This window comes from Muricoprocola aceti (genome assembly GCF_025567005.1).
Classification (GTDB): domain Bacteria; phylum Bacillota; class Clostridia; order Lachnospirales; family Lachnospiraceae; genus Marvinbryantia; species Marvinbryantia aceti.
The window spans coordinates 1-18,674 of the sequence record NZ_JAOQKE010000002.1; the positions used below are offsets into that span (position 1 = coordinate 1).

General features: G+C 43.8%; 18 protein-coding genes and 3 tRNA genes. 17 read left to right on the forward strand and 4 right to left on the reverse strand.

All coding sequences use genetic code 11. The features are described 5' to 3' along the window. Positions 1–128 precede the first annotated feature (128 nt). From OCV47_RS02165 to OCV47_RS02175, 3 genes are all read left to right on the forward strand, one after another. Positions 129–200: transfer RNA gene (locus OCV47_RS02165), tRNA-Asn, on the forward strand. A gap of 35 nt (positions 201–235) precedes the next feature. Continuing rightward, positions 236–307 (forward strand) — tRNA-Glu (locus OCV47_RS02170). Positions 308–365: 58 nt separating this feature from the next. Continuing rightward, positions 366–437 (forward strand) — tRNA-Cys (locus tag OCV47_RS02175). A gap of 118 nt (positions 438–555) precedes the next feature. Here OCV47_RS02175 and OCV47_RS02180 read toward each other — a convergent pair. Both OCV47_RS02180 and OCV47_RS02185 read right to left on the reverse strand, forming a co-directional pair. Next, positions 556–729, reverse strand: a complete 174-nt coding sequence (locus OCV47_RS02180) for a hypothetical protein (protein WP_256299671.1) — start codon at positions 727–729, stop codon at positions 556–558. A 55-nt stretch (positions 730–784) separates the two neighbouring features. Beyond that, the gene (locus OCV47_RS02185) at positions 785–1,936 is read right to left on the reverse strand and encodes an IS91 family transposase (RefSeq protein WP_262653456.1); all 1,152 of its coding nucleotides are present in this window, start codon (positions 1,934–1,936) and stop codon (positions 785–787) included. A 412-nt stretch (positions 1,937–2,348) separates the two neighbouring features. Between OCV47_RS02185 and OCV47_RS02190 the strand changes: the two genes are divergently transcribed. Next, complete coding sequence (locus OCV47_RS02190; protein ID WP_256298449.1) at positions 2,349–2,618, forward strand: hypothetical protein; 270 nt, start codon at positions 2,349–2,351, stop codon at positions 2,616–2,618. Then, positions 2,615–2,971, forward strand: coding sequence for a hypothetical protein (locus OCV47_RS02195; protein ID WP_256298451.1), 357 nt, complete (start codon positions 2,615–2,617; stop codon positions 2,969–2,971). Before OCV47_RS02190 ends, OCV47_RS02195 begins: the two co-directional genes overlap by 4 nt. A 9-nt stretch (positions 2,972–2,980) precedes the next feature. On the opposite strand, the gene OCV47_RS02200 is transcribed toward OCV47_RS02195, so the two are convergent. Continuing rightward, entirely contained in the window at positions 2,981–3,235 is a 255-nt protein-coding gene (locus OCV47_RS02200; protein ID WP_262653461.1) for a GIY-YIG nuclease family protein, read from the reverse strand. A gap of 169 nt (positions 3,236–3,404) precedes the next feature. After that, complete coding sequence (gene trhA, locus OCV47_RS02205; protein WP_117448104.1) at positions 3,405–4,100, reverse strand: PAQR family membrane homeostasis protein TrhA; 696 nt, start codon at positions 4,098–4,100, stop codon at positions 3,405–3,407. A gap of 255 nt (positions 4,101–4,355) precedes the next feature. Between trhA and OCV47_RS02210 the strand changes: the two genes are divergently transcribed. The 12 genes from OCV47_RS02210 (at position 4,356) to OCV47_RS02265 (ending at position 18,457) form a co-directional block, all read left to right on the forward strand. Continuing rightward, positions 4,356–5,627, forward strand: a complete 1,272-nt coding sequence (locus OCV47_RS02210) for a 5-bromo-4-chloroindolyl phosphate hydrolysis family protein (RefSeq protein WP_262653463.1) — start codon at positions 4,356–4,358, stop codon at positions 5,625–5,627. Between the two features lie 47 nt (positions 5,628–5,674). Further along, complete coding sequence (locus OCV47_RS02215) at positions 5,675–6,835, forward strand: toxic anion resistance protein (RefSeq protein WP_256298456.1); 1,161 nt, start codon at positions 5,675–5,677, stop codon at positions 6,833–6,835. A 113-nt stretch (positions 6,836–6,948) separates the two neighbouring features. Beyond that, positions 6,949–7,410 (forward strand): large conductance mechanosensitive channel protein MscL, encoded by a 462-nt coding sequence (gene mscL, locus OCV47_RS02220; protein ID WP_262653465.1) that lies wholly within the window; start codon positions 6,949–6,951, stop codon positions 7,408–7,410. Between the two features lie 30 nt (positions 7,411–7,440). Beyond that, positions 7,441–9,279: a glutamine--fructose-6-phosphate transaminase (isomerizing) gene (gene glmS, locus OCV47_RS02225; protein ID WP_256298460.1), complete on the forward strand. Its 1,839-nt coding sequence runs from the start codon at positions 7,441–7,443 to the stop codon at positions 9,277–9,279. A gap of 48 nt (positions 9,280–9,327) precedes the next feature. Further along, positions 9,328–10,230, forward strand: a complete 903-nt coding sequence (locus OCV47_RS02230; RefSeq protein ID WP_262653471.1) for a hypothetical protein — start codon at positions 9,328–9,330, stop codon at positions 10,228–10,230. After that, on the forward strand, positions 10,220–10,465 hold the full coding sequence (locus OCV47_RS02235) for a transcriptional regulator (RefSeq protein WP_117448011.1): 246 nt from the start codon (positions 10,220–10,222) through the stop codon (positions 10,463–10,465). The genes OCV47_RS02230 and OCV47_RS02235 overlap by 11 nt, the downstream gene beginning before the upstream one ends. Before the next feature lie 4 nt (positions 10,466–10,469). Continuing rightward, the gene (locus tag OCV47_RS02240) at positions 10,470–10,985 is read left to right on the forward strand and encodes a hypothetical protein (protein WP_117448012.1); all 516 of its coding nucleotides are present in this window, start codon (positions 10,470–10,472) and stop codon (positions 10,983–10,985) included. Between the two features lie 65 nt (positions 10,986–11,050). After that, positions 11,051–13,255, forward strand: coding sequence for a DNA topoisomerase III (locus OCV47_RS02245; protein WP_262653474.1), 2,205 nt, complete (start codon positions 11,051–11,053; stop codon positions 13,253–13,255). 16 nt (positions 13,256–13,271) lie between these two features. Further along, complete coding sequence (locus OCV47_RS02250; protein ID WP_262653476.1) at positions 13,272–14,624, forward strand: M18 family aminopeptidase; 1,353 nt, start codon at positions 13,272–13,274, stop codon at positions 14,622–14,624. Between the two features lie 17 nt (positions 14,625–14,641). Beyond that, entirely contained in the window at positions 14,642–15,568 is a 927-nt protein-coding gene (gene pfkB / locus OCV47_RS02255) for a 1-phosphofructokinase (RefSeq protein ID WP_262653478.1), read from the forward strand. 47 nt (positions 15,569–15,615) lie between these two features. Further along, positions 15,616–16,488 carry a YitT family protein gene (locus OCV47_RS02260; protein ID WP_262653479.1) on the forward strand — a complete coding sequence of 291 codons (873 nt, stop codon included), beginning with the start codon at positions 15,616–15,618 and terminating at the stop codon, positions 16,486–16,488. A gap of 115 nt (positions 16,489–16,603) precedes the next feature. After that, complete coding sequence (locus OCV47_RS02265) at positions 16,604–18,457, forward strand: ATP-binding protein (RefSeq protein WP_262653481.1); 1,854 nt, start codon at positions 16,604–16,606, stop codon at positions 18,455–18,457. Positions 18,458–18,674 lie beyond the last annotated feature (217 nt).

Sequence of the window (18,674 nt, forward strand, 5' to 3'; positions counted from 1 at the left end):
GAGGTGGAAGTGCAGTAATGTATGGAGCTGACTGTCACTAATAGGTCGAAGGCTTGACCTAAATAGTCTGGGAAACACGGATGAAAAAGTATTTACCGTATGCGGTTTTGAAGGTACAACCTTCATATTCCTCGATAGCTCAATGGTAGAGCACTCGGCTGTTAACCGAGGGGTTGTTGGTTCGAGCCCAACTCGGGGAGTTTTTTCATATAAAGCTATATGAAAGATATCTTTTGGCTCCATGGTCAAGCGGTTAAGACACCGCCCTTTCACGGCGGTAACAGGGGTTCAAATCCCCTTGGAGTCATTAATCTATGAAAATAGATTGACAAACATAGCAGTATCTGCTATAATATATTTGTTACGGCGCAGTAGCCAAGTGGTAAGGCAATGGTCTGCAACACCAGTATCCACCGGTTCAAATCCGGTCTGCGCCTCTTAAGAGTTCGAAGAGATTCGAGCTCTTTTTTACTTTATAGGAAAGACCGCCTTCGGCGCTCTCTTGAATTAAAATAGCCCGCGCAAAGGCGGGCATGACAAAACGATGATCATGAATCAGAACAGGAAAAAATCTTCTTCTGCAAATTCATCATCAAAAATATCTTCATTTAGGAAATAGTCCATATCCAGAAGTTCCTCCTCGCTCATATGGCGGATGTCCGCAGAGGTCATACCTTCTGGTGGATTATTTATATATTTTTCGCGTAGTTTCTCTATATCAGGTTTCATAAGCACACAATCCTCCTTTTCGAGAATTGTACCATAAAACAAGGAAAAGAGGAAACTATGCAGAAGACCTTTTTCCACGAGAACGGGACATTGCTTTCTCGTACATTTCTTCAAGAGAAACACGTTTATGAGCATAATAGAGTTCCAGAAACTCCATTTTATGCTTACAGACAGGGCATTCCAGAGGATCATAGCCAAAAGAAAGAAGAATAGATGTGCGCCACTGATGAAAACTCTGGTAAATACGATGTTTTTCTTTGGAAATGGATCTGCGAAGTTTTTTATCAATATCCCGGTGTCTCGCATAAATACCGCCGTAGCGGATCATTTTGAAATGTTTTTCAGGAATATGCCGGATAAGGCGTTGAATAAATTCCATGACAGGAATGGTTTCTTCCACATATTTGTTATCTTCATGACGGTTATAATGGAAAGTTACGTACTTTCCGTCGTAACGGTCAATGCGGGAAGTAGCAATCACAGGCCGCCCGAGGTAACGACCGATGTATTTCGTAACGATTTTCGGGTCACATTTGTTTGGCTTGGCGTAGACATAAAAGCCTTTTTTGTGCTTGTCATAGCATCTGGCTTTCTGCTTTTTGAAAGAGGGACCTATAACAGTCTGCATTTCATTAAGAAGGGCAGTGCGAAAAGCGTTACGCAGGAAAGTATAATCAAAATGGGAAACATTACGCCAGAAACCGTCATCACTGTAGCCGCCTTCAGAGATAAGGCAGTGGATATGGGGATTCCATTTCAAATCCCTGCCAAAGGTGTGAAGAACCATAATAAATCCAGGAGTAAAATTTTGGGATTTATTGAGTTTGTGAAACATACGGCAGATCACGCTGGTAACAGAGTGGAAAAGGCAGTGAAGAAGATCGGGATAGTCTAGAAAAAAATGTCTGAGGTCTTCATCAATAGTAAAAACACAGTGCCGGTGCTGGACAGGAATGAGCTTAAAGGACATACTGGTAGCACGTTCCATAGAGTATTTGTTCCCGCAGGTAGGACAGAAACGGCTGTGACAGCGGAAAGGGACAAATTTCATGTTCCCACAGTGAGGACAACCGTACATGGCACCACCAAAAGCGGGATCGCCGCAATGGATCATTTTATCTACGTTTTCTACAACAGAATGATGTGGATGTAATGTATAGATCATTTCTTCATAATAGTCAGTAAAGATTTTCTGTAAGATATTCATAAGAGTATTATGAAGGAAAATGAAGCAAAAAGAAACCCCCTATCCCCTCAAGATTGAGGGGCAGGGGAGTTGAAGTGTCGAAGACACTTTTTTATTGTTATACCAGGAAGGCTTTTTTTCGGTGCCTTCCTATATGAAATAATATCGTTCAAATCGATTTGCCCATACAAAGACTTGAAAAAGGACATAAGTGGTTGGGCGTCTATGTATTCTAAGGTAAGAATTTTTTGTTTCAGCATCCGGTGACAAATAAAAAATATGTATTTCGTATCAATTATGGAAGCCAAATGCACCTGGAAAATCAAATTGCCTACGAATTTGGAACACTTCAGTTATTAAAAACATCTGGCAGAACACCAATACCGGTTTTTTAGATGACAGCAAACAGTTTTTTTTACATGGGATTTTGGTGATGGAATTTATAGAAGGACGTCCGCTTTCTTATGAAACAGATTTAAAGAATGCAGCAATCTGTCTTGCGGATGTTCATGCAATGGAGATTAGCGAACCAGATAAACTTATTGAAATTAAGAATCCGATTATGGGCATTTTGAATGAATGCGAGGAAATGTTTAAGGTTTACAAAGAGTCTGACGTTTCCAACCCAAAAACAGTTCAGACAATTAAAAAACTGATGGAGCTTGCTTATGAAAAAGCAAAACTACTGGTTTTGTATCAATGATTGATTGGGAAAAGCCACTTTGGGGTGATCCGGCACAGGATCTTGGACATATGCTGGCACCAACGACAACTTTTTGGAAAACGGATGTGATTTTGGAAGATTGCATCGTGCAGGACTTTATCACAGAGTATCAGGTAGCCGTGAATGGAAGAATCAACATGGGAGACTTACGCACGCGGGTAAACATTTTTTTGCCAGTAACCTGCCTGCGAGGAATTACCTGGTGTGCTATGGCGTATGTAGAGTACAGGAAACCTGGACGTGCAATTGCTAATCCAGAAACATTTGAAAAAATAAAAGCATATTTATCAGATGATTTCCTGGAGAAAATTCATTTATTTTTATTAAAATAATGCAGTATGCTATTTTGGTGATAACTGATTAGAAATTAAATGTTCTTTTTGATGACGGGAAAGATGTTTAATGGCATATTCTCGGCGCATTGCTTCTTGCTTTGTAGCAAAAGCTTCATAATAAACAAGGGTAACCGGAAGACGGGGACGGGTGTATTTGGCACCCGTCCCTGCATTATGTGATTTGATACGTTTTTTCAGATCATTGGTCCAGCCGGTGTAGTAAGTACCATCGCTGCACTGGACAATATAAGTGTAATTCATAACAAGCTCCTGAAATCTATCAGATTAAGCAATCGGGATTGCGGTATCTTGACTGGGAATCAGATAAAGAAGATTCGGATTGAAGAATGTAACACTGCCAGACGATTGCTAATGATATCTGATTTATTATACGCCATTTAGAGAAATTTGTGTGGAGAATTCTACTGTTCTAGGCCAGATAACAGAACATAAAAATATAATGGCACAGGCTGCCGCCCATCACGAACAGATGGAAGATCTCATGGGATCCGAAGTATGGATGCTTTGAGTTAAAAATCGGCAGCTTCAGTGCATAGATCACACCTCCAATGGTGTATATAATGCCGCCGGTCAGCAACCAGAAGAATGCACCAGGTGTCAGAGAGCGTACGATCGGCCCGAAAGCCAGAACGCAGGTCCATCCCATGCCAATGTATAATATAGAAGAAAACCATTTTGGACAATAAATCCAGAAAGCTTTGATCAGAATGCCAGTGATTGCCAGTCCCCAGACAATGCCAAGAAGGATCAGACCAAGACGGTCGTTCAGAACCAGCAGGCACACTGGCGTATAACTTCCTGCAATCAGGACAGATATCATCATATGATCCACCTTTTTCAGTAATTTGTTGACAGATGGTGAAACATCAAAAGTATGATAAGTGGTGCTGGCGGCATAGAGCAGAATCATACTGGCCATGAAGACTGCCATGGAAATCATATAAATCGGGCTGTCGTGGCGGCCTGCCCGGACAAGTAATGGGGCAGTTCCAAGAGCAGCCATAATTAATCCAATAAAATGGGTGATCGAACTTCCGGGATCTTTAATTGTCATTTTGCGAATCGGAGTAGATGGAATAGTCCGATATACGCTGGTTGATGTCATATCTTTCATGGAAAACCTCCTTACATGCAATCAATATTGATAACTATTATATGTAGTATTCAAAACTACATCATATAATACACAAATAATATCTCTTTTTGAACAGAATTGCAAGGGGAAAATCATGATTCATAAATATTTTGTAATTCATGCCGGATAAGTCCTGGTGCAAGAAAGCTAAGGTATTCTTGAAACCTGGTATGATTTGCGATATACTTGAAACTATAGCAAAACAGATAGAAAAGGCGGTAAACAATGTCAGATTCAAAATATAGCAACCTTGGCAGTGAGATCAGTGATATGGTGCAGAAGGCCATAGACAGTCAGGATTTCAGCCAGTTGAGTACAACAATACAGAATTCGGTCAGTCAGGTAGCCAATATCGTAGCAGATACGGTGGCTTCTTCTGTAGTGGATGAACCACAGAAAGATCATCGGCCAGATTATATGAAGAATGCACAGCACAAGATGGAAGCTGCGCAGAATCCATGGAAAAGCGCAGTAAAATCAGTGCCTGAGATGGCAGAGACGACTGCGGTATCAGAACGGGGGCTTTATTCACCGGGAGGAAACGGACGATTAAAGGGATATTTTCTGTTTACTTTGGGACTGGCTGGAATTCTTGGGTGTGCAGCAGGCCTGCTGACCCTGGCGATTGCCAGCAAGATTACAGGGGTGTCACTGATGGTGCCGGAAGTGATATTGCTTATTGGAGTGGTTGGATTTGGGGGTATGAGTATAAAGGGCAGTGGAACCCTGAAGCAGATTCGCAAATTCAAGAATTATGTGAAAAAGATTGGAAAACGAGATCATATCTCTATAGAAGAACTGTCCTCTGCCAGTGGACGGAATGAAAAAGAGGTCTTAAAAGATATTCAGGATATGCTGCAGGAAAATATGTTTCTGCAGGGACATCTGGATCAGGAATCAAAGACACTGTATGTGACGGATCAGGGATATCAGACTTTTTTACGGGAGAAGAATCGGAGGCTGGAACAGCAGAACAGAGAAAAAGAAGAACAGGCCAGAATAGAGAGGGAAACACAGGAGCTTCCACCGGAAGTGAGAAAGCTGATTGCAGATGGAAATGCTTATATTGAGAAGATCCGCAGAAGCAATGAAGCAATCAGTGATGAGACAGTATCCAGAAAATTATATGATCTGGAGACAGTCACCCGGAAGATCTTTGATTATGTAAAGACACATCCACAATGCGCAGATGATACCAAGAAAATGATGAAGTATTATCTTCCAACCACGATCAAGCTGCTGGATTCTTATGAAAAACTGACTGAAGAAGAACTGAGCGGACAACATCCGGATCAGCTGACCAATATTGCAAAGTCCAAGAAAGAGATCGAGAACACGCTGGATACTTTGAATCTGGCATTTGCGAAGTTGTTCGATAATCTGTATCAGGATACGTCTATGGATATTACAGCAGATATCTCTGTGCTTCACACATTGCTGGCACAGGAAGGTCTGACGGGTGAAGAGATCAGGGATGCCATGAAAGGCATAAAGTAAAAGAGGACATGAAAGCAGAAATTATTCGATGAAAAAGGAGAACAAAGATGAGTGATGAATTTGAAAAACTGGCAGGAACCGCACCGACTTTAACATTGACTCCGTTTCCGGAGAAAAAAGAAGAACTGCCGCAGAAGACAGAGGAACAGGCCGTGGCAGAAGTGAAGGAGAAGATGGAAGAAGAATCCAGATTTACAACGGAGGAGCAACAGCAGATTCAGGCATTTTCTCAGCAGATTAATATCTCTGACAGTAATATGATTCTTCAATATGGTGCCGGAGCACAGCAGAAGCTGGCAGATTTTTCAGAAAAAGCATTGGAGAATGTGAAATCCCAGGATCTCGGTGAAGTAGGAAATATGCTGACGGATGTGGTAGCAGAACTGAAGAACTTTGATGTGGACAATGAGAAAAAAGGGTTCCTTGGGCTTTTCCACAAAGGAGAAAATAAGCTGGATGCCATGAAGGCAAAGTACGATAAGACAGCTGTGAATGTGGACAAGATCTGTGATGCACTGGAAGAGCATCAGGTACGTCTGTTAAAGGACACTGCCATGCTGGATCAAATGTATGACCTGAACCTTACTTATTATAAAGAACTTTCCATGTATATTGCAGCAGGAAAGCAGAAACTGGAAGAGGTAAGATCTACGCAGTTGAAGGAACTGATGGAAAAAGCACAGTCCGGCAATGACCAGGTATTGGCACAGGAGGCGAAGGATCTGGCCAGCTATTGTGACCGTTTTGAAAAGAAGCTGCATGACCTGGAACTGAGCCGGATGATTTCCATGCAAACCGCACCACAGATCCGCCTGATCCAGAATAATAATACTATGATGGTAGAAAAGATTCAGTCTACATTGGTGAATACCATCCCGTTGTGGAAGAATCAGATGGTGATAGCACTGGGACTGGAGCATGCACAGAGAGCAGCAAAGGCGCAGAATGCAGTGACCGATATGACCAATGAACTGCTGAAGAAGAACGCAAATGCGCTTCATGAAGCAACTGTTTCTACGGCAAAAGCATCCGAGCGGGGCATTGTGGATATTGAAACACTAACCCAGACCAATGCAGAGCTGGTGAAGACCTTTGATGAGGTATTGCAGATCCAGAGTGAAGGACGTCAGAAACGTTTGCAGGCTGAGGCAGATATGGTCAGAATGGAAAACGAGTTAAAGCAGAAGCTGTTGGAGATTCGCAAATAGTGTGGTGACGAATGCAGGGAGAATTTGACGATCGTTCACAGATTGACAGTATTACCTGCAAAGTTTATAATATTTGACGGTAAAGTGTAAGAAGAGACAAAGGGTCAGGGAAGATGAAGAACTTTATAGAAGAATTTAAGAAGTTTATTATGCGTGGAAATGTCATGGATCTGGCAGTCGGTGTTATCATCGGCGGTGCATTCCAGGCCATTATCAATTCACTGGTAAATGATGTGATTATGCCTCTGATCGGGCTGATTACCGGAGGACTGGATTTTTCCAATCTGTTTATTCAGCTCAGTGGTGAAAAATGCGCAACACTGGCAGAAGCACAGGCAGCTGGTGTGGCTGTATTTGCATATGGAAATTTTATTACAGCAGTATTGAATTTCCTGATCATTGCATTCGTGATTTTCCTTATGGTAAAAGGAATGAATCATTTGGCGGAAGGCAGACAGAAGGATAAGAAGGAAGAAGAACCAGTGACGAAGATCTGTCCGTTTTGCCAGAGTGAGATTTCTATAAAGGCAACTCGCTGCCCACATTGTACTTCTGTGCTGAAAGAAAAAGCATAAGATAAAAGATGAAGAAGATTGGAGATATGTATGTGTGGAATAGTTGGATATGCAGGTGAGCGTCAGGCTGCACCGATTCTGTTAGACGGACTGGCAAAGCTGGAATACCGTGGTTATGATTCAGCGGGGCTGGCCGTACGTAACGGAGCGTCCGATCCGGAAATTGTAAAGGCAAAAGGAAGACTGAAGGCGTTGGCTGAGAAGACCAATGATGGAAAGTCTCTACTGGGAGACTGCGGTATCGGTCATACCAGATGGGCAACTCATGGAGAGCCGTCTGTAGAAAATGCACATCCGCATTGCAGTGATGATAAAAATGTGGTGGCAGTTCATAATGGAATTATTGAAAATTATCAGGAATTAAAAGATAAACTGATCCGTAAAGGATATCAGTTTTATTCGGAAACGGATACAGAAGTAGCAGTAAAACTGATCGATTATTACTACAAAAAATACGAAGGAACACCGGTGGATGCACTGAATCATGCCATGATTCGTATTCGTGGCTCTTATGCACTGGCGGTAATGTTCAAAGATTATCCAGAAGAGATCTATGTGGCAAGAAAAGACAGCCCGATGATTCTCGGCCTGGGAGATGGAGAAAGTTATCTGGCATCAGATGTACCGGCTATTTTAAAGTATACCAAGAAAGTGTACTATATTGGTAATCTGGAGATCGGACGCCTGCAGAAGGGAAATATTACCTTTTACAATCTGGATGGCGATGTGATCGAGAAAGAACTGGTAGAGATCAAGTGGGATGCCAAGGCCGCAGAAAAAGCAGGATATGAGCATTTCATGATGAAAGAGATTCAGGAACAGCCAAAGGCAGTATTGGATACCCTGAATTCTGTGATCAAAGATGGACAGATTGACTTAAGTGAACTGGGGCTGGATGAAGAGGAAATCAGGAAGATATCTCAGATCTATGTGGTAGCCTGTGGATCTGCCTATCATGTAGGTGTGGCCGCACAGTACGTGATAGAGGATCTGGCAAGGATTCCGGTTCGTGTAGAACTGGCATCTGAATTCCGTTACCGTAAGCCGATTCTGGATCCGAACGGACTGGTGATTATTATCAGTCAGTCTGGAGAGACTGCTGACAGTCTGGCTGCACTGCGTGAGGCCAAAAGCAAAGGAATCCGTACGCTGGCAATCGTCAATGTGGTAGGATCTTCCATTGCAAGAGAGGCGGATAATGTATTTTATACATTGGCCGGTCCGGAGATTTCTGTGGCAACCACCAAAGCTTACAGTACACAGCTGATAGCAGCATATTGCCTGGCAGTACAGTTTGCTCTGACAAGAGGAGAAATCACAGAAGAATATTACACTGAGCTGATTGCAGAGATGCAGACAATCCCGGATAAGATCAGAAAAGTACTGGCTGATAAAGAACGTATTCAGTGGTTTGCAGCAAAGCAGGCAAATGCAAAAGACATCTTCTTTATTGGAAGAGGACTGGATTATGCAATTTCCCTGGAAGGCAGTCTGAAGATGAAGGAGATCAGTTATATTCATTCCGAGGCCTATGCAGCAGGAGAACTGAAGCATGGAACGATTTCTCTTCTGGAGGATAATACTCTGGTTATTGGTGTACTGACTCAGGCAGACTTATACGAAAAGACACTGTCCAATATGGTAGAGTGTAAGAGCCGTGGCGCATATCTCTGCGCGGTAACCAGCTATGGCAACTACAGCATGGAAGATACAGCAGACTTTGTAACATACATTCCGAAGACAGATGCACATTTTGCAACTTCTCTGGCGGTGATCCCATTGCAGCTCATGGGATATTATGTCAGCGTTGCGAAGGGTCTGGATGTGGATAAACCGAGAAATCTGGCGAAGAGTGTGACGGTAGAATAAAGATCTGTAACCGTCCGGTCAGAATATGAAGTAAAGAGGACGGGTAGTATGCTGGACAGAGAGCAGTTTTTTAAAGAATATAAAGTGGAGCAGGAATTCCTCTATTCCGGTTTAAGCTGGGAAGTACTGGAGGAGATTTATGATGATTATTGCAGGCGCCAGCCAGAGCTGGAGGCCTGCTGTGATGCATTCGTAGATTATTTCCTGGAGGGAATGCCGATACCGATTCATTCCATCAGAACGCGGGCGAAAGATCCAAAACATCTGATAGAGAAGATCATCCGTAAGCGGGGAAAATATCAGAATAAAAAATATCTGAATATTAGTGTGAATAATTATATGGATATTGTGCAGGATCTGGTGGGAGTCCGTGTATTGATCCTGGCAAAGGAAGAATGGGAAGGGGTCTTTGACTGGATCATGGAGAGATTCCAGACAAAAGCTACATCGGAAGCTTATCTGGCAGAGCCACCGGTAGCCTATACCAGATACGGGGACCGGAATATTTTTGGGGATAAAATCTACCGGGAGCATACCGACCGGGGATATCGTTCCCAGCATTATATCATTCGTTTTCAGAAGTATTTCTGCGAAGTACAGGTGCGTACGCTGGCAGAAGAAGTCTATGGAGAGTTTGACCACAGAGTCAAATATCCATACCGCAATGAGAATCATTTTCTGCTGCGTTATACCAATACCGTAGCGCAGCTGGCAGATTCTATTGATGAGATTATTTCTACCTGTTTTGAAATGGGAGAGCAGGGATGGGAAAGCTGTGCACAGTATTACAGTGGAGATACTTATGCAGACTGGCGCCATATTTCTCAGTCGGGAACTACTGAGCGAAAGAAAGAGAAAGAACCGACAGACTCAAATGAGGAAACGGTGATCGATGCAGCGGCTTATATTCATTCTGTGTTGCTGCGAAAGGGAAAGCAATATGCAAAGTAGGAAAAGTCAGGGACGTCAGAATCATTTTCGGAAATTGGTATCAGAGGCATTGAATGGGGAATATCCAATGGAGAAACTCCCAAGTCCGGCCTATGATTTCGCAGAAGAGCGACAGGCAGTGTATTATTCCAAGATGCGCTATAATATGGAGTCGGACATGAGTGTTATGGTGATGAAGCATCACCAGCAGCTTACGGAACTGGAGCTGATGAAAAAATGGAAAAAGGAAGCGTGAACACATGAATTCCGAGTACAGCTATGAAGATATGATTGAGAAAATCGGGGAAGACAGACTTCACGAAAAATATACAGAGGTACTGGCTTCCGCCAATCATTTTATTGAAGAAGCAGGGTATGAGTCTCATGTAGAATGTAATGAAAGAATCCTGTTCAGTCTGATTCTGGATTATTATGCAGATCTGTTTCGTTTGAAAGATTTTCATGGTATTGAATGGATTCGGACGGAGAAGAGTTTTGCCTATCTGATTGCCTGGATTGTACGAAGAAAGCCTCTTCAGTTTGTACATTATACAGAGGATGAAAAAGATATCTATATTAATGAACGATTTGCCACATTTTTGATGCTGAATGAATGTCTGTTGTGTGGTGAAAAACGATTTGTTGGAAGAGAGAATCAATCCAGACTGGATGAATACATCAATTTACTGTTTTATTATTTCAAATATCGGGAATGCAATCCGCAGGTGATTGAGCTTGCGATTGAATCCTTCAAAATGGGAACCCTGGTGTCTTAGAAAATGAAAGGCTGTTGCACAATATACTGTAGCAGTCTTTTTTATCATATAGGAGTATAAAAGAGATGAAATCACTGGTGATAGCAGAAAAGCCGTCTGTAGGACGGGACATTGCAAGAGTGCTGCATTGCAGCAAGCCTTCCGGGGGTGCACTGGAAGGGGATCAATATGTAGTTACCTGGGCGCTGGGCCATCTGGTAACACTGGCGGATCCGGAGGAATACGATAAGAAGTATCAGAAATGGGATATGGATACGTTGCCGATGATGCCGGAAAAAATGCAGCTGGTCGTGATCCGTCAGACTGGGAAGCAGTTTCAGACGGTGAAGACACAGCTGTATCGTAAGGATATCGGAGAGATCATTATTGCAACAGATGCAGGACGGGAAGGCGAGCTGGTGGCCAGATGGATTCTGGAAAAAGCCAATTGCCATAAGCCAATCAGGCGGCTGTGGATCTCATCTGTAACAGATAAAGCCATTCGGGAAGGGTTTGCTCATCTGGAGGATGGGAGAAAGTACCAGCATCTGTACGAAGCAGCAGTATGCCGTGCGGAGGCAGACTGGCTGGTGGGTATGAACGGAACCAGAGCACTGACCTGCAAGCACAATGCACAGCTGTCCTGCGGAAGAGTGCAGACACCGACCCTTGCGATGATCGCAAAAAGAGAAGCACAGATAAGAGAATTTGTGCCACAGGAATATTATGGAATTTCCCTGCGTGACGGTCAGGTATGCTGGACCTGGCAGGATAAAAAAAGTGGTGGATACCGCAGCTTTGATAAAGAACGCATGGAAAAGATCTGCAGGGAATTAAAGGGAAAACAGCTTACAGTAACAGAAGTCAAAGAGAGTAAAAGCAGCGTACCGTCCCCGGGGCTGTATGACCTGACCGAGCTGCAGAGGGATGCCAGCCGTAAGTTTGGCTATTCAGCGAAACAGACACTGAATATTATGCAGCAGCTTTATGAACATCATAAAGTGCTGACTTATCCACGGACAGATTCCAGATATATCTCAGCAGATGTGGCAGAAACTCTGAAGGAGCGGCTTCGTGCCATCAGCATCGGACCATATAAGAAGCTGGCCGGCAGTCTGATTATGCAGCCACTGCGTCTGAACAAGAGCTTTGTGGATGATAAAAAAGTCAGTGACCACCATGCCATCATTCCTACAGAGCAATTTGTACAGATGGACAAGATGAGTACAGAGGAACGAAGAATTTATGATCTGGTAGTACGAAGATTTTTAAGTGTGCTGTATCCGCCGTGTGTCTATATGCAGACCTCTCTGAAGGGAGAAGCAGCAGGGGAGAACTTTGCAGCCAGAGGAAAAGTGATGCTGGAGCAGGGCTGGAGAGTGGTTTATGACCAGCAGGACAAAGAGGAAAACGAAGAAACAGAAGAGAGCCTGCGGGAACAGACGCTGCCGGTGATGAAAAAAGGCGAAACCAGAAACATCCAGAAGATGGAGCTGACGAAGGGAAAAACGAAGCCGCCAGCTTATTTCACAGAGGCTACCCTGCTGTCAGCAATGGAAAATCCGGTGAAATACATGGAAAGCCGGGATGCACAGGCTGTGAAGACTCTGGGAGAGACTGGAGGACTGGGAACCGTGGCCACCCGGGCTGATATCATCGAAAAGCTGTTCAACAGTTTCCTTATGGAAAAGCGTGGCAATGAGATTCATCTGACTGGAAAAGCACGCCAGCTGCTGACCCTGGTACCGGAAGATTTGAAAAAACCGGAACTGACCGCAGACTGGGAGATGAAGCTTTCCAGAATTGCAAAAGGCCAGATGAAGAGAGATGTCTTTATGAAAGAAATCGATGCCTATACCAGAGAGATTGTGGAAGAGATCAAGGCAGATGATGGAGTGTTCCGCCATGATAATCTGACCAGTCATAAATGTCCGGTATGTGGCAAGCGTATGCTGGCGGTGAATGGAAAACAGGCAAAGATGCTGGTCTGCCAGGATCGGGAATGTGGTCATCGAGAAGTGATCTCCAGAGTGACGAATGCCCGTTGTCCAAAATGTCATAAGAAAATGGAGATGTACGAAAAAGGCGGTGAGAAAACCTTTATCTGTAAGTGTGGATATAAGGAACGGCTCTCGGCATTCCAGGCCAGAAGAGAAAAAGAAGGCGCCGGAGTCAGCAAGAAGGATGTTCAGCGCTATTTAAATAAGCAGAAAAAAGAAGCTCAGGAACCGGTGAATAATGCGTTTGCTCAGGCGCTTGCCGGAATTCGGCTGGATCAGAAACAGAAATGAAAATGAGGATAAGAATATGAAGAAAACAGCAGAAAAGCTGATTGCATTTATCAAGGAAAGCCCGGATGCTTTTCATGCGGCAGCAGCGGTAAGTGAAAGATTGGAAGAAAAAGGATATCAGAAGCTGGCAGAAAAGGATCACTGGTCTCTGGAAGCAGGAAAAGGATATTATGTGACAAGAAACGAGTCCGCAGTGATTGCATTTCGTATGCCGGAAAAAGAGATTACCGGATATCAGATCATGGCCAGCCATAGTGACTCTCCTGCCTTTAAGATTAAGGAACGGCCAGAAATGGTGATAGATGGACATTATGTAAAGCTGAATGTGGAGAAATACGGCGGCATGCTGATGGCGCCATGGTTTGACCGTCCACTGTCAGTATCCGGAAGAGTGATGGTAAAAGAGACGACACCGGATGGCAGAAAGAAGATGGTATCTAAACTGGTAAATATTGACCGGGATCTTCTGCTGATCCCGAGTCTGGCTATTCATATGAACCGGGAAGTAAATGGAGGTTACAACTATAATGCACAAAAAGATATGCTGCCACTGATGTCCTGCGGATGTGAACCAGGACAGTTTCAGAAGCTGGTAGCAGAAGCTGCAGGTGTAAAAGAAGGGGACATCTGTGCACAGGAGTTATTCCTGTACAGTCGCTCTCAGGGAAGTATCTGGGGTGCTGAAGAGGAATTTATCTCCAGTGGAAGACTGGATGACCTTCAGTGTGCCTATGCGGGGCTGATGGGATTTTTGGAGTCAGGAGACCACAGGCTGAAAGAAATGGATGGATCAGTTTATGATACCTGGCAGGCAGGCGGTGTCGTACCGGTATATTGCATGCTGGATAACGAAGAGGTGGGAAGTGGTACCAAGCAGGGAGCGGCATCCACATTTTTGAAGGATGTACTGACCAGAATCAATCTGGCAGCAGGCGGCAGTGAAGAAGAATATCTGCGTGCGCTGGCAGGCAGCTTTATGGTATCTGCGGATAATGCCCATGCGCTGCATCCAAATTATGCAGATAAGACAGATCCGACTAATCATCCATTTATGAATCAGGGAATTGTAATCAAACACAGTGCCAATCAGAAATACACCACAGACGCTGTTTCGGCAGCAGTATATCGTTCTATTTGCGAGGCCGCAGAAGTACCGGTACAGGATTTCTTTAACCGGTCGGATATGCCAGGTGGCTCTACACTGGGCAATATTGCCAATACGCAGACTCCAATGAATACAGTAGACATTGGACTGCCACAGCTGGCGATGCACTCTGTTTATGAGACCGCAGGGGTAAAAGATACGGAGTATCTGATTCGCGCAACCACATTGTTCTACCTGAGTAATGTGGCGGAACTTTTACAGTAGGCGAAGGAGGAAGATTGATGATCACAACAATAACCCTGAATCCGGCCATTGACTGCATCATAAAAGTAAAGAAATTACAACCAGGAACCCTGAACCGGGCAGTGGAAGAAGCTGTATTTCCAGGGGGAAAGGGTGTCAATGTGTCTCTGGTACTGTCTGAACTGGGTATGGATACCTGTTGCTGTGGATTCCTGGCAGGAGCTACCGGAAAGGCTTATGAAGCCATGCTGGAAGAACGGGGGCTAAAGCAGCAGTTTCAGTTTGTGACAAATGGGTTTACCAGAATCAATACCAAGGTCAGTGCAATGGAAGAGACAGAGATCAATGGAGCAGGACCGGTTCCTGGATGGGAAGATGTAGATCGTCTTTGTCAGGTGATACAGAGCCTGGCGGATGGGGATTTCCTGGTGCTGTCTGGGAATGTACCATCCAGCATCAAAGGAGCATATGAATATATACTGAAAAATATGCCGGAAGGAAAAGTAAAGCCGGTGGTGGATGTGACCGGGGAGGAACTGAAAAAGACCCTGCCATATCATCCATTCCTGATCAAGCCCAATCTGGAAGAACTGGGAGATCTGTTTGGTGTCCGTATAAAAACAGAGGAAGAAGTCAAACACTATGCGGGAGAACTTCAGAGTGCAGGAGCCAGAAATGTGCTGGTTTCCATGGGGGCATTGGGCATGTTGCTGCTAACAGAAGATGCACGGGCTTTCTTTGCAGAAGGCGTAAAAGGTGAGGCTGCCAATACTGTAGGAGCCGGAGATTCAGCAGTGGCAGGATTTCTGGCAGGCTGGGAGCAGAGTCATGACTGGGAAAAAGCGCTTCGTCTGGCGGCTGCAGCAGGAACCGCTACTGCTTTTACGTATGGAACGGCAGATGGCGCGGCGATCCGCAGGGTGGAAGGACAGATACAGATTCGTATGTTAGAGGCTCTTGATTAGAGAACAAAGGCGGCATGCTTTATATCACATAAGAGATGGGGGAAATCATGAAAGAAAATGCAAAAAGAATCAGTATAGATGTGCTGGTGGATATTATAGGCGGCATTTTGCTGACCATAGCAACCTATAGCTTTGCTGTTCCGGCAGACTTCCCGATGACTGGGGTATCCGGTGTGGCACTGATCTTTTATCAGTCATTTGGTCTGCCGGTAGGTGCACTGACAGTGATCCTGAATATTCCAATTATTATCTGCTGTTACAAGACACTGGGAAAGCAGTTTTATATAAAGTCCCTGCGATCTACACTGATTACATCAGCGGTGATGGATATTTTGGGACCGCAGCTGCCGCTGTATCAGGGCGATCTGATTCTGGCAGCTATCTGCACCGGTGTCTTGCTGGGAATCGGTTATGCAATTATCTTTATGAGGGGATCATCCACCGGAGGATTTGATTTTATTATGATGGCAATCAAATACTATCGCCCACATCTGTCTCTGGGTAAGATTGGATTCGCTCTGGATGCTATGGTTATCCTCATCGGAGCAGTCACTATCGGAAATGGTATGGACAGTGTGATCTATGGACTGGTGCTGAATTATCTTTATTCCACTGTGCTGGACCGGCTGATCAGTGGTACCAGTTCTGGAAAACTGACGCTGATCATATCGGATCATCCACGGGAAATTGTAGATGAGATCGATAAGCTGGTGGATCGGGGCTCCACACTTTTAAAGGCGATTGGCGGATATACCGGGGAAGAAAAAGAAGTGGTCATGTGTGCCAGCAGCAGTAAGGAAATGTATGCGATTCGTAAAAGGGTACATGAGATCGATGAACGGGCTTTTGTCATCGTGGTAGAATCCAATGAAGTGATCGGAGAAGGGTTCCGTTTGCCGGACGACACAAATTTGATGTAAAGAATATTTACAATGGTTATGAAACGTTATAAAATAAAAAGTAACGATTTATAACCATTTTTTGATGCATGAACATCTGAGAAAATACGGATTTTGTCAGAAAGGAGGAGCAGAAATGCCAAGTCCAAAAGAGAGGATTCAAGAGATTGATGTGATGTTAAGTCATGGGATGATATTGGAATGGAAAAAAAGGCGGGAACTAGTCAGAGAAAAAAGACGGTTAATAGCTTATATAAAGACCTTGACGGGTATATTGAACGAAAATCCATATCTGGATGCCAGTGTGGGGTGTGGATACCAAAATTTTCAGGATTTTGCCTGCGGCAGACAGTTCTATGTAGATAAGACGCACTTTATTGCAGAATGGTTGAAGAGCATAGCGAAAGTGACTTTGATTACAAGACCGAGGCGTTTTGGAAAAACAATTATGCTCAGTACAGTAGAGAATTTTCTGGATCCCAGATTCACCGGTCATCCGGAATATTTTGACAGGCTGAAGGTATGGAAGGATGAAAAAATCAAAAAATACTATGGAAAAATACCGGTAGCTTCTGTTACATTTGGCAACTGTAAGGGGAGGGACTACAGGCAGGCTATTCAGGGAATGACTGACAGCCTGGCTATACTTTATGAAGCACATAGATATTTACTTCATAGTACAAAGCTGGATGAATACGAGAAAAATGAGTATCGCTATATTCTGGACGGTTTGCGTAAAGGAGAGGAAGCGAACGTTGGAACTGCGATATCACGCTTGTGCCGTCTTCTTTATCGCCATTATGATGTAAAACCAATGATTCTGATTGATGAATATGATACGCCATTGCAGGAGGCATATACAGATGGTTACTGGGATGATATGATCGGAACATGCCGCCAGCTTTTTCATGGTACATTAAAGGAAAATCCTTATTATGACCGGGCCATTGTCACTGGTGTGACAAAAATTACACGGAATTCGCTGTTTTCGGATTTGAATAATGTGGAAGTGAATACAGTGACTTGCGAAGCATACAGTGACTGCTTTGGATTTACAGAAAAAGAAGTAATGGATGCACTAAAATGTCAGAACATGGACAGCCTGCAGGAAGTGAAAGCCATGTACGATGGATTTATCTTTGGCAAACGAAAGGATATCTACAATCCATGGTCTATCTGTAATTATCTACGCCATGGGGAATTATTGTCTTACTGGACGAATACCAGCAGTAATAAGCTGATCGGGGATATTATCCGAAAATATCCGGTACGCAGTAAGTATGAGATCGAACAGCTCATGACAGGAAAGACAGTGCATAAAAAGATTAATGAGAATGTTGCATTTCAGTATCTGGATGGAAGTGAGAATAGTCTCTGGTCCTTACTGCTGGCAGTTGGTTATATTAAAGCAGATCATGTGAAGAAATATGGAGAGATTACGGAATGTGATGTGTCAGTAACCAATCGGGAAGTCATGGAGATGTTCCGATATGAGATCCTTGCCATGTTTGAAAATGGAAATGAGATCTATAGCAGCTTTATACAGGCTCTTTTATCCCATAATGTGGAAGAACTGGAAGAAATTCTGATGGACATTTCCTATACATCCATGAGCTATTTTGATGTGGGAAAGAGACCAGGCCAGGCACCGGAAAACTTTTACCATGGTCTGGTGCTGGGATTGATTGTGTCATTGAAAGACAGATACCGGATTGTGTCTAACCGGGAAAGTGGGCGTGGACGGTATGATATTGCCATGTATCCACTTCAGGCCGGGGAGGATGCATTTATCATCGAATTTAAAGTCTGTGATGGAAAGAAAGGGGAGACGCTGGAAAAAGCAGCAGAGAATGCTTTACAGCAGATAGAAGAAAAAAGATATGAAGCAGATCTCCTGGCAGAAGGAATTCTGAAGGAAAGGATCTATAAGCTTGGAATAGCGTTTTCGGGAAAGGATGTATATGTGAAGCAGGCAGCAGCGAGAGCATAGGATGAACAAAAGAACATGCGTATTTTGCATTGCTTTTTGCACAAATATACGATATCATGGGCTCATACGGATATAAGAAATATCGTAACGGTTCAGTACCTTCACAGTTACGAGTCAAAATCCATTGAAAATCGCCTATGGCGATGGGATTTTGCCTTGCCTGCCTCGGGATTTTGGCATTTTCATGCCAAAACACCTCGCGGGACAGTGGGTTCTG

What these genes read in the sequence shown, in the direction of transcription:
- OCV47_RS02180 (WP_256299671.1), bottom strand. Translation starts at nt 729, where the DNA reads ATGAAACCTGATATAGAGAAACTACGCGAAAAATATATAAATAATCCA.
- OCV47_RS02185 (WP_262653456.1), bottom strand. Translation starts at nt 1,936, where the DNA reads ATGAATATCTTACAGAAAATCTTTACTGACTATTATGAAGAAATGATC.
- OCV47_RS02190 (WP_256298449.1), top strand. Translation starts at nt 2,349, where the DNA reads ATGGAATTTATAGAAGGACGTCCGCTTTCTTATGAAACAGATTTAAAG.
- OCV47_RS02195 (WP_256298451.1), top strand. Translation starts at nt 2,615, where the DNA reads ATGATTGATTGGGAAAAGCCACTTTGGGGTGATCCGGCACAGGATCTT.
- OCV47_RS02200 (WP_262653461.1), bottom strand. Translation starts at nt 3,235, where the DNA reads ATGAATTACACTTATATTGTCCAGTGCAGCGATGGTACTTACTACACC.
- trhA (WP_117448104.1), bottom strand. Translation starts at nt 4,100, where the DNA reads ATGACATCAACCAGCGTATATCGGACTATTCCATCTACTCCGATTCGC.
- OCV47_RS02210 (WP_262653463.1), top strand. Translation starts at nt 4,356, where the DNA reads ATGTCAGATTCAAAATATAGCAACCTTGGCAGTGAGATCAGTGATATG.
- OCV47_RS02215 (WP_256298456.1), top strand. Translation starts at nt 5,675, where the DNA reads ATGAGTGATGAATTTGAAAAACTGGCAGGAACCGCACCGACTTTAACA.
- mscL (WP_262653465.1), top strand. Translation starts at nt 6,949, where the DNA reads ATGAAGAACTTTATAGAAGAATTTAAGAAGTTTATTATGCGTGGAAAT.
- glmS (WP_256298460.1), top strand. Translation starts at nt 7,441, where the DNA reads ATGTGTGGAATAGTTGGATATGCAGGTGAGCGTCAGGCTGCACCGATT.
- OCV47_RS02230 (WP_262653471.1), top strand. Translation starts at nt 9,328, where the DNA reads ATGCTGGACAGAGAGCAGTTTTTTAAAGAATATAAAGTGGAGCAGGAA.
- OCV47_RS02235 (WP_117448011.1), top strand. Translation starts at nt 10,220, where the DNA reads ATGCAAAGTAGGAAAAGTCAGGGACGTCAGAATCATTTTCGGAAATTG.
- OCV47_RS02240 (WP_117448012.1), top strand. Translation starts at nt 10,470, where the DNA reads ATGAATTCCGAGTACAGCTATGAAGATATGATTGAGAAAATCGGGGAA.
- OCV47_RS02245 (WP_262653474.1), top strand. Translation starts at nt 11,051, where the DNA reads ATGAAATCACTGGTGATAGCAGAAAAGCCGTCTGTAGGACGGGACATT.
- OCV47_RS02250 (WP_262653476.1), top strand. Translation starts at nt 13,272, where the DNA reads ATGAAGAAAACAGCAGAAAAGCTGATTGCATTTATCAAGGAAAGCCCG.
- pfkB (WP_262653478.1), top strand. Translation starts at nt 14,642, where the DNA reads ATGATCACAACAATAACCCTGAATCCGGCCATTGACTGCATCATAAAA.
- OCV47_RS02260 (WP_262653479.1), top strand. Translation starts at nt 15,616, where the DNA reads ATGAAAGAAAATGCAAAAAGAATCAGTATAGATGTGCTGGTGGATATT.
- OCV47_RS02265 (WP_262653481.1), top strand. Translation starts at nt 16,604, where the DNA reads ATGCCAAGTCCAAAAGAGAGGATTCAAGAGATTGATGTGATGTTAAGT.